Source organism: Gracilibacillus sp. JCM 18860, from assembly GCF_055395245.1.
Map to the genome: position 1 here is coordinate 1029690 of NZ_AP043868.1, position 12906 is coordinate 1042595.

At 36.0% G+C, this 12906-nt stretch carries 11 protein-coding genes and 1 pseudogene; 3 read left to right on the plus strand and 9 right to left on the minus strand.

The features are described from left to right. The first annotated feature begins 118 nt into the window (after nt 1–118). Together ACZ5R4_RS05470 and ACZ5R4_RS05475 are read left to right on the plus strand one after the other, a co-directional pair. Nucleotides 119–820 carry a helix-turn-helix domain-containing protein gene (locus ACZ5R4_RS05470; protein ID WP_464368471.1) on the plus strand — a complete coding sequence of 234 codons (702 nt, stop codon included), beginning with the start codon at nt 119–121 and terminating at the stop codon, nt 818–820. Beyond that, nucleotides 778–1611 (plus strand): annotated as a pseudogene (locus ACZ5R4_RS05475) (IS3 family transposase); the annotation flags it as partial. The gene ACZ5R4_RS05470 and the pseudogene ACZ5R4_RS05475, both read left to right, overlap by 43 nt. Before the next feature lie 92 nt (nt 1612–1703). Here ACZ5R4_RS05475 and ACZ5R4_RS05480 read toward each other — a convergent pair. From ACZ5R4_RS05480 to ACZ5R4_RS05495, 4 genes are all read right to left on the minus strand, one after another. Then, nucleotides 1704–2903, minus strand: coding sequence for an acetate kinase (locus ACZ5R4_RS05480; RefSeq protein ID WP_109982993.1), 1200 nt, complete (start codon nt 2901–2903; stop codon nt 1704–1706). Nucleotides 2904–3033: 130 nt separating this feature from the next. Next, nucleotides 3034–3999 carry a class I SAM-dependent methyltransferase gene (locus ACZ5R4_RS05485; protein WP_054861403.1) on the minus strand — a complete coding sequence of 322 codons (966 nt, stop codon included), beginning with the start codon at nt 3997–3999 and terminating at the stop codon, nt 3034–3036. 158 nt (nt 4000–4157) lie between these two features. Further along, nucleotides 4158–4619: a GerW family sporulation protein gene (ytfJ, locus tag ACZ5R4_RS05490; RefSeq protein WP_109982995.1), complete on the minus strand. Its 462-nt coding sequence runs from the start codon at nt 4617–4619 to the stop codon at nt 4158–4160. A gap of 18 nt (nt 4620–4637) precedes the next feature. Further along, complete coding sequence (locus ACZ5R4_RS05495; RefSeq protein ID WP_464368170.1) at nt 4638–5168, minus strand: DUF2953 domain-containing protein; 531 nt, start codon at nt 5166–5168, stop codon at nt 4638–4640. Nucleotides 5169–5309: 141 nt separating this feature from the next. Between ACZ5R4_RS05495 and ACZ5R4_RS05500 the strand changes: the two genes are divergently transcribed. Then, entirely contained in the window at nt 5310–6110 is an 801-nt protein-coding gene (locus ACZ5R4_RS05500) for an NAD kinase (RefSeq protein ID WP_054861400.1), read from the plus strand. A gap of 433 nt (nt 6111–6543) precedes the next feature. Here ACZ5R4_RS05500 and ACZ5R4_RS05505 read toward each other — a convergent pair whose 3' ends face one another. From ACZ5R4_RS05505 to ACZ5R4_RS05525, 5 genes are all read right to left on the minus strand, one after another. Continuing rightward, nucleotides 6544–8133: an amidohydrolase gene (locus ACZ5R4_RS05505; protein ID WP_464368171.1), complete on the minus strand. Its 1590-nt coding sequence runs from the start codon at nt 8131–8133 to the stop codon at nt 6544–6546. Nucleotides 8134–8254: 121 nt separating this feature from the next. Then, complete coding sequence (locus ACZ5R4_RS05510; protein ID WP_054788239.1) at nt 8255–8461, minus strand: alpha/beta-type small acid-soluble spore protein; 207 nt, start codon at nt 8459–8461, stop codon at nt 8255–8257. Nucleotides 8462–8567: 106 nt separating this feature from the next. After that, nucleotides 8568–9767: a tRNA uracil 4-sulfurtransferase ThiI gene (gene thiI, locus ACZ5R4_RS05515; protein ID WP_109982998.1), complete on the minus strand. Its 1200-nt coding sequence runs from the start codon at nt 9765–9767 to the stop codon at nt 8568–8570. A 5-nt stretch (nt 9768–9772) separates the two neighbouring features. Then, nucleotides 9773–10915: a cysteine desulfurase family protein gene (locus ACZ5R4_RS05520; protein WP_109982999.1), complete on the minus strand. Its 1143-nt coding sequence runs from the start codon at nt 10913–10915 to the stop codon at nt 9773–9775. Between the two features lie 214 nt (nt 10916–11129). Further along, nucleotides 11130–12833: a septation ring formation regulator EzrA gene (locus ACZ5R4_RS05525; RefSeq protein WP_054861399.1), complete on the minus strand. Its 1704-nt coding sequence runs from the start codon at nt 12831–12833 to the stop codon at nt 11130–11132. Nucleotides 12834–12906: the final 73 nt, after the last annotated feature.

The following is a 12906-nucleotide window of genomic DNA, read 5'->3' on the forward strand; positions in this document are numbered from 1 at the left end:
GAGGGCTCTGATATGCTCCCCCTAAAGTAGACACTGAAAAAAACAAATCTACTTTAGGGGGAGTTTTATGCGTTCTTATAGTAAGCATACCGTTGAAGAACTTGAAAGATATATTCAAATGTATCTGGATGAAGGATGGAGTTATAGAGAGCTATGTGAAAAAGGTTTGTTGCTAAGTGATTCGATATTTAATGATAAGGTACTAAGATACCAAGAACATGGGCTTACAGGCATTCAAACGAAAAAGAGAAATAATCGTTATTCTAAAGAGTTTAAAGACTCTATTGTTAAAGAGCACATAGAACAAGGCATACCAGTCATTCAATTAGCTCGTAAATATAACATTCCATCTGATTATACTGTTCGAGAATGGATCATCAAGTATACTAAGGGAGAAGGATTAAAAACTTATTCTCCATATCCCGAGGTGTATACAATGAAAAGTAGAAAAGTGACACAAGAAGAAAAAATAGAGGTTGTCCAAGCATGTTTAGCCAATAACTTATCGTATAAAGAGACAGCTGAAAAATATCGAGTTTCCTATAATAATGTTTACTCATGGGTACAAAAGTATAAAACCCACGGTCCTGAAGGACTAGTAGATGGGCGTGGCCGTGGGAAGCCAGACACTGTCCAAACCGATGAGGAAAAATTACGAACAGAAATTGCGGCATTAAAAGCACGGAATGAGTACCTTGAAACGGAGAACGCTGCGCTAAAAAAGTTAGAAGAAGTGGAAAGAGAGTTGATGTTACAAAAACGCGGTTTGAAGCAGAATACCAAACGATTAAGAAACTCCAAAAAAAGGGATTCAAAATAGCTTCACTCTGTGAAGCTTTGGGTGTGAGTCGTTCTGGTTATTACAAATGGATTAACCGGAAACCAACGAAAACAGAAACACGCTTAAGACATTTAATCCATTGTATTCAAAATGTGTATAACGAACATAAAGGGATTTATGGTTATCGCCGAATCACGATCTATCTTAATCATTATCTCAACGCCCGAGTGAACCATAAATGTGTTTACCGTTTAATGAGGTTATTCGAGTTAAAAGCCGTCATCCGTCGGAAACGTTATACGTATAAGCCACATCAACCACAACATATAGCTGAAAATGTTCTAAATAGGAAATTTCAAAAAGACTATAACGCGATGGAAGTCTTATTAACAGATATCACTGAATTCAAGTATGGAGGTCATTCAAAAGCTTATTTAAGTGCCATCTTAGATTATGGTGAAAATAAAATTGTAGCCTACAAATTATCCCAACATAATAACAATGCTTTAGTACGTGATACGATCACTCAAATTGAAGATACCATTATCCCAGGGAAAACAATAGTTCATAGTGACCGCGGATTTCAATACACGTCACATGGATTTAAACGTTTTGCCGAAAAATATCAACTTGTCCAAAGTATGTCACGTGTTGGTAGATGTATTGATAACGGTCCAATGGAGAATTTTTGGGGGATCATCAAGGAAGAGATGTATCGATTAAACACTTATAACGAATTTGAAGAGTTGAAGAAAGATATTAAGGCGTATATTGAGTTCTATAACACAAAGCGCGTGACATTGAAGATGGGTTTAAATATTCCAGCATAAAAAAGCCATGCATGAAAGTCATACATGGCACAAAATATTTTGTTTATTTACCTGTCTACTTGACAGGGGGCAGTTCACTCCCCTCTCGTTTTTTATACTTTGACATCTTCCGTTAATCTAACTGTATCTCTCGCAATCATGACTTCTTCATTGGTTGGAATCACAATTACCTTAACAGGTGAATGTGGATAGTTCACAAATGTTTCTTTTCCACGAATATTATTGAGGCTAGGGTCCCAATAAACACCCATAAATTCTAATCCTTGCAACACTCGTTCTCGAATAGTCACACTATTTTCCCCTACACCTGCCGTAAAGATAATGGCATCTACCCCATGCATTCTTGCTGCATATGATCCAATATATTTGTGGATACGCTCAGCAAATACTTGTAATGCAAGCTCTGCTCGTCCATCACCATCGCTCGCACGGTCTGTTATATCTCGTAAATCACTAGAGAATCCTGATAAAGCTAGCATACCGCTTTTTTTGTTCAATACGTTCATCACTTCTGCTGCGGTTTGTCCTGTTTTTTCCATGATGTATGGAATTAATGCAGGGTCGATGTTGCCAGATCTTGTACCCATCGTAACACCAGCTAATGGCGTGAATCCCATCGAAGTATCGATAGACTTACCATTTTCGATAGCTGCAATACTCGCACCGTTTCCTAGGTGACAAGAAATTAAACGTAACTGATTTAATGGTACACCCATCATTTCCGCTGCTCTCTCTGAAACATACTTATGGGAAGTTCCATGAAAACCATATTTCCTTATCCCATAATCTTGGTAATATTCATAAGGAAGACTATATAAATAAGCTTGCTCTGGCATCGTTTGATGAAATGCGGTATCAAAGACTGCAACTGCCGGTACATGAGGTAAAACCTCACGAAATGCATGGATTCCAGTTAAATTGGCTGGATTATGCAATGGTGCCAAATCGGATACTTCTTCGATCTCTTTGATTACTTTATCTGTAATTAGAACAGAATCATTGAACTTTTCTCCACCATGTACTACCCGATGTCCCACACCGTCAATTTCATCAAGACTTGAGATGACTCCTGTACTTGTAAGCTTATCTAGTAACAATTTAACAGCTTTCTCATGGTTTTCTATATCTTCTGTAACTTGATCTTTCGTTTCTTTATACTCAATTGTAAAAACAGAGTTGTCAATGCCGATACGTTCTATTAAGCCCTTTGCCAAAACCGTTTCTTTTGGCATTTCAATAAGCTGAAATTTTAAGGAAGAACTTCCAGCATTTATTGCTAAAATTTTACGCAACATTTTCCATCCTTTCGTTCCGATCTATAATTCTAAAAACATTCCCAACTCCATTTAACCACCGTAAGTACAAGTTTGCAACAGCTATTCCTTTTGTTACCGTTTCCTTTGAAATATTTTTATTTTCAGACTATTCTAAATTTTCGTTCTTAAACCATTTGTCTATTTTTTTAAGCATATTATCCGTTGCCTGTACATCTTTAAAAGAAGGTAACTGTGCCATTAATGCCTGTTTTGGTGGCTTAGTATCCTGTCCTTTCTTTTGTAGTATAAAAAGACTCTTTGCAAATTTTTCCGATGTAAATAAAGTTAAGGGCAACTGCATTAAGCTGACAATGTGGGTATGCTCTCGCAAGTATTTTTGTAGCTTCTCACTTTGATCACTAGTAAAGAGGAAATTAGGTATCAAAAATAATAAATACCCTCCCTCTTTCGTATATTTTATCGATTGCTCGATAAATAGATGGTGTGCATAGGAGTGACCTTCTTCCGCCCTTAATTGATATTGTAAAGATTGCGTATCATCAGGATAATAGCCTACTGGCAAATCGGCAATGACGAAATCAACTGGCTCTAGTAATAAAGGTGTTAAACTATCCTGATGGAAAAATTCAATTTGTTGTTCCTGAAGATTGGCACTTTCTACTGCGATCTGAATTAGGGTTGGGTCAATTTCACTTCCATAGCCTGTTCCGTTAGCCTCCACTTGATTGATTACTGCAGTTAATAAATTTCCGGTGCCACTTGCAGGGTCAAACACCCGAAACTCTTCTTTATTGTTCAAAAACTTTTGAAGAAAGTAACCAATAAACAAGGCGATAGAATCCGGAGTGATCATATGCTGCTGTTGAGTGGAGCCTTTCATTCCTTTTATAATGGCTAGTTGAATGACCTTGCGAATTTGCTCACTCGTCACTTCTGTTTCTTCCAACATTTTGGCCATTTCTTGTAAAGATGGTTCTGTCAACTCTACCCCAGCATTAAATTTTTTTAATGCTAATGCCAATCCATCTAAATAGGTTACTCGCTCTTCATTTTGAATCAATTGTATGGATTGATCTAACAGATCAAATGCTCTTTCTACTGAAAATTCCATTGTTTCTCCTCCAAGCAATTCTTCTATTTATTAAATATTCTCTCTCTGATTCATGAAACGAGAATAATAAAGTGTGACTCCAATTGTGCTGTGATAAATTTGAAATCCACTGCCTCTTATATTATGAAGGCAGTGGACGCTGAAGTCTACTCTGATGATTAACGACGTTTACGTTCTTCATGATTATCTTTATCATCTTTATTTTTCTTAAGCATTTCCATAATTTGATCAACAAGTTCTGGCCCTTTATCCATAACTTTTTCATAAACACGAGTAGTCGTAGATTCGTGTAATGTCACTAATTCTACTCCTTGTTTATTTGCAACCAAAAAAGCACTTGGAGTAATGCTTACACCACCACCACTACCTCCTCCGAACGGAATAATGGCTTCTGATTCTGACTCCGAATCTGACTGTTTATCAGAGGACTGCCCCTTGCCATTGAATTCACTACCTCCAGCTGCAAATCCAAACTTCACCTTAGATAAAGGAATAATCAAGCTTCCATCAGGTGTATCTATAGGCTTTCCAATAGCTGTGTCTACTTCAATCATTTGCTTTAAATTATCCATAGTTAAAGACATGAATCCTTCTAATGGATGCACATTATTTTCTTCCATGTTGACTGGACTCCCTTCTTATTTGTTTTTCCGCAATGCACGAATAGTTTTTCGCATTTTTAAGGAAATCATACATATTCCTTCCGTCTCTAAAATTTCTTCGTCAAAGTCCGCAGAGATATTACAATGAATAGGGGTCATTGTCTTTGTTGAAAAATAATTCTTTAATGCTTCCATTATTCCTTTACATAGGCCATAAAGGATTGCCGTAGTATCCGGTTCTCCTGTTCCTATGATCGCGTCTACTTCAAACTGTTCTAGTCTACCTTGATCCAACAGCAAGCTCCCAATTAACCGTAGATCTTTTTTCTTATTTGTAGCTGTCTTCTTATTATCCGAAAAATCGAAACTATCCAGTTCTATTTCTTTATAATAAACTCTGATCTTTAGGAGATGGACAGAAAGAATGACCATTTGTTCTTCTTCATTTATGCTCCAATACAAGGTAAAATAAAAGCGTGCGATGGATAAAATAATGATTAATGCAAGGATTAATATAAAAAAGATTCCAATCAGTATTAGGAGAATCATTTCATTGATCACCACCATTTCTTATTATTCTTTACAAAGTTTGGGTAGATTAATCAAAGGGAGTATCGCATTCCTTTAGATTTTGAGTTTTCCTAATAGTAAGGTAAGCGCTACCGTGATAAAATAATGATGGAATTACTTTTTACAGGAGGCTTTTCTATGGAAAAAAGAAAATATATCTACTTTTATTATTCAAAAAGTGATGATTTAGAGGAAAAAATAAACCCATTGTTTGAACATATCGAAAAAAGCGGATTTGAAATCGTGGATGACCCGAAGGAAGCAAATATCATTGTTAGTGTTGGTGGTGATGGCGAATTTCTACAGGCGGTTCGTCATACCAACTTTAAACAAGATAGTCTCTATGTAGGTATTACAAAAGAAAATGAAGCTGGACTTTATTGTGATTTTCATCTGGGACATTATGTCGACATGATTCATGCGATGAAAAATGAAGAGCTAGAGGTTCGTCGTTTTCCAGTAATCGAAGTTACTATTAACGGAGAATCGAGCTTTTATTGTCTGAATGAGGCTGCCATTCGCTCTGCGATAATCAAAACAATCGTTATGGATGTCTACATAGACGATACTCACTTTGAGAGATTTCGGGGGGATGGATTAATTGTTGCAACACCGACAGGAAGTACTGGCTATAACAAGTCTACACATGGAGCTGTAGTTGATCCTAAATTAGCTTGTATTCAAGTCTCAGAGCTCGCTTCGCTTAATAATAACAGGTATCGTACACTTGGCTCTTCTTTTCTATTAAATCAAGACCGAACACTAAGATTGGAAGTACTCCAAGACGGGAACGATTACCCAATTATTGGACTAGATAATGAGGCTTATTCGATTCGGAATATTCATTCAATTACGATTAGGCTTAGTGATAAACGCATTAAGACAGTTAAATTAAAAAATAATTCATATTGGGATCGTGTTAAACGAACATTTTTGTAATGTCATGCCATCTGCCAAATAAATCATTTATTCGGCAGATGGTTTTATTCGTTATATCTTGGTTATTTAGCTTTTCTCATGTCTTATTAAAAAATTTAATTGTTTATCTTGGCTATCTGGCTTCACTTAAGCTACATTACCAAGATATAGCCTTTTTTCTTGGTTATCTAGCTCCACTAAAACAACTTTACCTAGATATAGCCTTTTTTCTTGGTTATCTGGCTTTGACTAAGCACTATTTCCAAGATACAGCTTTTGCATTTTGTATTTTTCCGATTAGAAAAACTCACATTCGCTCGTCTTTTAGCAAATGAGTTAGCTTTTCTTATACTTTTGTCTTCAAAATTTTGATTTCGTCGTTTTACTTCCTGCAAATATTTCATGCTGTTTCCTAGCGTATAATAAAAATCCGGGCGATTCACCCGGCACTACACTAAGCCTTATACATCCATTCTCCATCGACTATCGTACCTTTTACTGTAACCTCGTCGATTGTTTCGTAATTCTCTATCGAAAATAGATCATGTGATAAAATAGTAAAATCCGCGACATAGCCTGGCTGGATTAATCCTCTGTCGTGTTCATGATTAATAACAAAGGCACTACCTTTCGTATAGAGCGAAACAGCCTCGTACATCGATAATTTTTGTGTTTCTCCATATACTTGTTGATCTAAATCTGATTGGCGACTCACTGCTGCCTTGATTCCATTTAATGGGTTTACTTCCTCAATAGGTGCATCTGATCCTGCGGCACAAGCTATTCCTTCCTCGATGAAAGTCCTCCATGCATACGCTAAAGGTGCTCGTTCATCTCCTATCCTTTCTAGCACCCAAGGGAAATCCGATGATACAAAGGATGGTTGAATATCTAAGACGACGTTAATCTCTTTTAATAACGACAAAACGTTTTTATTGATGATCTGTGCATGGATAATTCGATCTCGCTTTCCATTTTTAAGTGGATATTTTTTAATTAATTTTGCAACTTCTTCTACTGCTTTATCTCCAATCGCATGAACAGCTATCGGATGATCGTATTTTCTTGCCTTTCTCACCAATTCTTCTAGCCTGTCCGATTCGTGAATTGGAATTCCGTAATTATCTTGGTCATCTGTATAGACATCCGTTAACCATGCCGTTCTCCCACCTAACGCACCGTCAGAAAAAATTTTCATCGCACCTAGTGTTGTGAATGGTCCTCCATCACCATAAGATAATCCGCTTTCGATCATATCATCAAATACGAGATGATGAACTAACAAATGGGCTCTAAATTTATATTTTGCTGGTAGGATATGTTGATATGCTTGTAATGTTCTTTCAAACCCGCCATAGTAGGAAAGATCTTCGGTATGTCCGCCTACTAAACCTTTAGATAATAGATCCTTGATCGCTACTTCTGTTGTTTTTTCCAATTGGCTGTTCGAAATAGGTGATAAAATTTGCTTGATAAGGTCTTGTGCTTTATCCAGTAAATAACCAGTTGGTTCTCCCATTTCATTGCGAACAATCTTACCGCCCTGGGGATCCTTGGTCTCTTTTGTAATACATGCGAGCTCTAGTGCCTTCGAATTTACAATGACAGCATGGCGACAGATTCTTGTTAATAATACTGGATTTTTGGGACAAGCTTTATCCAAATCCCATCTACTAATAATCTTTGCATTCGTCCATTGATTTTCATTCCATCCTTCAGCAATCAGCCATTCCCCGTGTTCTAATTGATGTTGTTTATTTCTTACAGCTTCTAAAACTTGATTGGCGGAAGTCATTGGTGATAGATCTAAACGAGTAAGCTTTTCCCCATGTCCGATAATATGTAAATGGCTATCTACAAATCCCGGATACATTGTATCTCCAATAAGATTATAGCTAGCTTCTATTTTATTTTTATAGCGTCTTTCTAATGACACTTTATTGCCGATTTCTACGATAGATCCGTTTTCCGTATAAATAGCTTCAACAGTTGCATTTGGCTCCGTTAATGTATATATTTTTCCTCCGTACCATAATTTCCCCATTTTCTCACCTACCACGTACGAACAAAAGTCTGAGTTTATAATATACTACGATAGCAAAGTCTAGATAGAAAGAAAAGGATAGTGCTTTAAAAACACTATCCTTTATCATCATGTAATACGATTATTGATTTGCTTGTCCACCTAGTTGTTGCTCAGCCATTTGGACAAGACGCTTAGTGATCTCACCACCAACTGAACCATTTGCACGTGAAGTAGTATCAGCACCTAAGCTTACGCCAAATTCTTGTGCAATCTCGTATTTCATTTGATCAAGTGCTTGACTTACTCCAGGTACTACTAATTGATTAGAGCTGTTGTTATTTGCCATGTTGTTCACCTCCTCTTGTACAATAGTATCTTGCTCGGAGTGAGATGAAATCATGCACAATTTTTACTGGTATTTGTTGTTAATTAATTCAAAATAGTTATACATATTATAATAGATCACTCATGGAATCTTGGTGATGATTATTCGCTGCTATCGTAATAGTTTCTACGTTCTCAAGGATTTCTTCTATATCTTGTTTAAAATCTAATTGGCTTTCGAATTGTTCTACTTTTTCTAATCTTGGTTTTGTTTTCGGTGATTTTGGAACAAAAACAGTACAACAATCTTCATATGGTCGAATCGAAATGGGGTACATCTCGATTTTTTCTGAGATGTGAATAATCTCATCCTTGTCCATTGCAATAAGGGGTCGAATGACTGGATAAGAAGTAACAGCATTAATAGCGTGCATACTTTCCATTGTTTGACTGGCCACTTGTCCTAAGCTTTCACCTGTTATGAGCGAAAGTATCTCTTCTTTTTTTGCAACTGCTTCACTTATTCGCATCATCATTCTACGCATAATGGTCATGGAATACCCATGTGGAATTTCACGATGAATTTTTTGTTGCAATGCTGTAAATGGAATAACATGCACTTTAATATTACGACCATAAAAAGCAAGCTTTTCAGCTAGGTCTAACACTTTTTCCTTTGCTCTTTCACTTGTATATGGTGGTGAGTGAAAATGGATAGCCTCCAGTTCCACTCCACGTTTCATTGCTTGATAACCAGCTACTGGACTGTCAATACCGCCAGACAATAATAATAAAGATTTACCTGCAGTACCTACTGGTAGACCTCCTGCTCCAACCACTTTTTCTGAGGTTAAGTAAGTTGCTTCATCTCGAATGTCAACTGTAATTTCCAGATCTGGATGATGAACATCTACTGATATATTCTCTGTATTAATTAATAAATGGGCACCTAATAATTGATTAAAATCCTGTGATCCAATCGGAAAATCTTTATTCGACCGCTTCGTTGAAATTTTAAATGTCTTAGCATTACTATTTTTTAAAAGGGCTAATGCCTCTTCCTTTATTGCTTTTTCTTCACTTGCCACTTTTATCGCCAAACTCATATTCTGGATACCAAAAATTTTACTGCACCGCTCTATAATCGCTTCCTGATCTTCCCCATTTAAAACAATATACATTCTATCTCGTTTTGTCTGAATATGAATGTTGGGGAATGCTCGTAAAGCTACTCGGACATTCTTCATTAGCTGTGAAGTAAAAAGTTTTCGATTTCTACCTTTAAGAGACAATTCTCCATATCTAATAACAATGTGATCATATTGCATAATATCTACCTCATTACTTTACTTAGTTTTTCCAATACCTCTTGCAATTTCTCTACAAAAAAATCAAGTTCTTGTTGAGTTGTTTCATAGGATAAGCTTACACGAAGTCCTGACGTGCTAATATTATTTGCTTTACCACAAGCCACAAGAACAGCACTCTCGTCAGCACTTTTAGACGAGCATGCAGACTTTGTAGATATATATATTTCTGCTTCCTCTAGCGCATGGATCACCACTTCTGGCTTTAATCCTGGTACAGAAAAATGAATGATATGTGGGGCACTGTTTTCTTCTGGTGTGTTCAGAACACAAGATTCTAGATTGCTTATTTTTTTATATAAAAACATTTTAAGCCGTTCTAGATGATTTAAATGCTGTTCTCTGTCATTATTTACTAATCTCATTGCTTTCACTAGTGCTACAATACCTGGTAAATTTTCCGTTCCTGAGCGGAGGTTTGCTTCTTGTCCTCCACCATGATGTAAAGAGAATAATTTCGTGCCACCTTTAACGTATAGTAAACCAGTTCCCTTAAGTCCGTGTATTTTATGACCTGAAATCGTTAATAAATCAATCCCGCTTTGTTTAATATTTAAAGGAACCTTGCCAAATCCTTGTACATGGTCCACATGGAATAACGCTTTTGGATATTTTTTTAATACTTCTCCGAATCGTTCGATTGGTTGAATAGTTCCGATCTCATTATTGACATGCATAATCGAAACTAAGATGGTGTCTTCCCTTAATGAAGCTCTTAAGTCTTCTACGCATACTCTTCCATCTTGATCAACTGGCAAATAACTGATTTCAAAACCATGCTTTTCTAATGATCGACATGTCTCCAGTACGGAAGGATGCTCTATTTGTGTTGTAATAATATGTTTCCCTCTATTTTGATGCTCTAGTGCTACCCCTTTTATCGCAACATTATTTCCTTCTGTTCCTCCAGAAGTGAAAATTATTTCTCTCGAATCGACTTGTAAAATGGATGCTGCCTGCTCTCTAGACATGCGCAGTAATCTTTCGGCATCCATACCGAGGCCATGAATGGAGGATGAATTTCCAAAATATTGTAATGCAGCTTGTTGGAAGCTTTGGACTACTTCTTCTTTTGGTTTGGTTGTCGCACTGTTGTCCAAATAAATCATTTCTCAATCCCTCATTTATCAATATGCGTATTCTTATTTTGCTTCTCTTTCTTTTTTGTACTCTTTTCCTACAAAATTGACCTTATTTTATCATAATTCCTTTATCATTTATAGATAGAAGATTCATCAAATGATACAAATAGAAAAGATATCCCTAACGTTTCAGGAATATCTTCTCCCTATACCAAATATGAAGTTCTTTATGCCATTCTCTTTAACCTAACATTTCTTGATACCGCTCATCTAGCTCTTCTATTTTTTCCATAGCATTTGTATCCACCTGTTCCAGTGCTTTAATGGTCAATTCGAAGGCACTTTCGTATTTATAGTTACGGAACATTGCTTCTGCTTCCGATAGTTGAGAGGCAAGTTCGGGGTGTTTTCTTCGATATCGATTACCATATTGGATCGCAATTTCGACTAATCTTGCTTTATCAAGTATTTGATTCGTCTGATTGACAAAATTATTAACAGATTTATTTGCTTCTTCTAACGCATGCTGGACTTTCCCCATATCTAATGGATGTTTTTGTAAATGCTGAATTACAAATTCACATTTTTCTGTTGCCTCTTCTAGCATGTTGAGAATACTGGAAGGAACACCAGGGATATTACTTTTATCTAATCGCTTATTCGTTTGGATTAATTTTTGTTTAATACTAGCAATATCATCCTTTGCTTCGATTTCATCTTTTCTTAGATCTCGAACCTTTTCTTTAAATTCAATCTGGGCTTTTTCAAGCTCGTCTACTTCCTCTTCAAAGAGGTCTAGTCTTTCTTTAATTTCGACATGATGACTTGTTTGTTCCTCATAATCCTTTTCCACTTGATGAAATTGATTTGTAATCTTTTCCAGCCATTTTTCCACACTTAAAAACATTTCTAAATCAGAAGATTCAATAAAATAGGTTTGTTGTAATTCATTTACCTCTTCTTTCATCTTTAAGAAATTTTCTTCAAGCTCCATTGTTTTTTGCTTTGCTTTCGGCAATTGATTCTCCACAATTGATTTTGATTTTTCTTCTTGTTCAAGCAAAAGTTCCATTTCATTTAAACGCTCTTCTATTTGCTCTAATGTCTCATTAATTTCCGCAGTTTCCGCTTTTTCTAATTCACGCATACTATTTTTTAAAACAAGCTCATATTGTTTTAATTCTTTTTCAAAGCCGAATTGCTCCACTCGATATCCTTCTGCTTCCATTTCTTCCATATCTCGAATAAGCTCATTCATTTGATCAGGAATTTCCTTTCTGCATTTTCGGTAAATACTAGGAAATGCACTGATACGTTGTTCTATCTCTTCTAACTCTTCTTTTATTTGATCAATTTTTTGCTGGGCAGCTAAATAATTTCCGCCTTCCTCTAATTCACTAAACGATTGAAGCTCTTTTTCCATTTCTGTTAAGGTTGCTTCAAACATTATTTCCGCTCTTCCGAATTGTGTTCGATTATGGAGAAGATATTTTTTTAACTCTTTTAATTTAGGACTAACAATTTCGATTTGTTGGCGCGTATATTTTTCGGAATCCATTAGATGGTTTAAATCCTTGAAAATCTCTTCTATGTTTGCCTCGATTGACTGTAGCTTTTCCTCTATGTATTGCAGTCTTTTTTTAGCCGTCATTATTTGAAAACGATTGGCTGCTTCCTCGACATCCATTAAATCTTCTTCCATATCAGGAAGGGTTTCTGTTACAATAAGATCCCAGTTATTTTTCCATGCCTCGAATTTTTGTTGTGTTTCTCCTAGTAAATTTAGTTTTTTTACACGACTTAGTTCTTCTGTCACGTTTCTATTCATGATGTCAATTTTCCATTCCTCTAACCGATCGACATGGTCATATATCTTCCTTCGAAGAATTAATCCTAGAATTAATAGTGCGATTATTAAAAGTATAAACCCGATTAAATACTCCATACGATACCCTCCCAATGAACCCTGTCTATATAGTAACATAAATAAAATTATTTAATGATTATTTCAAGACTTT

What these genes read in the sequence shown, in the direction of transcription:
- ACZ5R4_RS05470 (WP_464368471.1), top strand. Translation starts at nt 119, where the DNA reads ATGTATCTGGATGAAGGATGGAGTTATAGAGAGCTATGTGAAAAAGGT.
- ACZ5R4_RS05485 (WP_054861403.1), bottom strand. Translation starts at nt 3,999, where the DNA reads ATGGAATTTTCAGTAGAAAGAGCATTTGATCTGTTAGATCAATCCATA.
- ytfJ (WP_109982995.1), bottom strand. Translation starts at nt 4,619, where the DNA reads ATGGAAGAAAATAATGTGCATCCATTAGAAGGATTCATGTCTTTAACT.
- ACZ5R4_RS05495 (WP_464368170.1), bottom strand. Translation starts at nt 5,168, where the DNA reads ATGGTGGTGATCAATGAAATGATTCTCCTAATACTGATTGGAATCTTT.
- ACZ5R4_RS05500 (WP_054861400.1), top strand. Translation starts at nt 5,310, where the DNA reads ATGGAAAAAAGAAAATATATCTACTTTTATTATTCAAAAAGTGATGAT.
- ACZ5R4_RS05505 (WP_464368171.1), bottom strand. Translation starts at nt 8,133, where the DNA reads ATGGGGAAATTATGGTACGGAGGAAAAATATATACATTAACGGAGCCA.
- ACZ5R4_RS05510 (WP_054788239.1), bottom strand. Translation starts at nt 8,461, where the DNA reads ATGGCAAATAACAACAGCTCTAATCAATTAGTAGTACCTGGAGTAAGT.
- thiI (WP_109982998.1), bottom strand. Translation starts at nt 9,767, where the DNA reads ATGCAATATGATCACATTGTTATTAGATATGGAGAATTGTCTCTTAAA.
- ACZ5R4_RS05520 (WP_109982999.1), bottom strand. Translation starts at nt 10,915, where the DNA reads ATGATTTATTTGGACAACAGTGCGACAACCAAACCAAAAGAAGAAGTA.
- ACZ5R4_RS05525 (WP_054861399.1), bottom strand. Translation starts at nt 12,833, where the DNA reads ATGGAGTATTTAATCGGGTTTATACTTTTAATAATCGCACTATTAATT.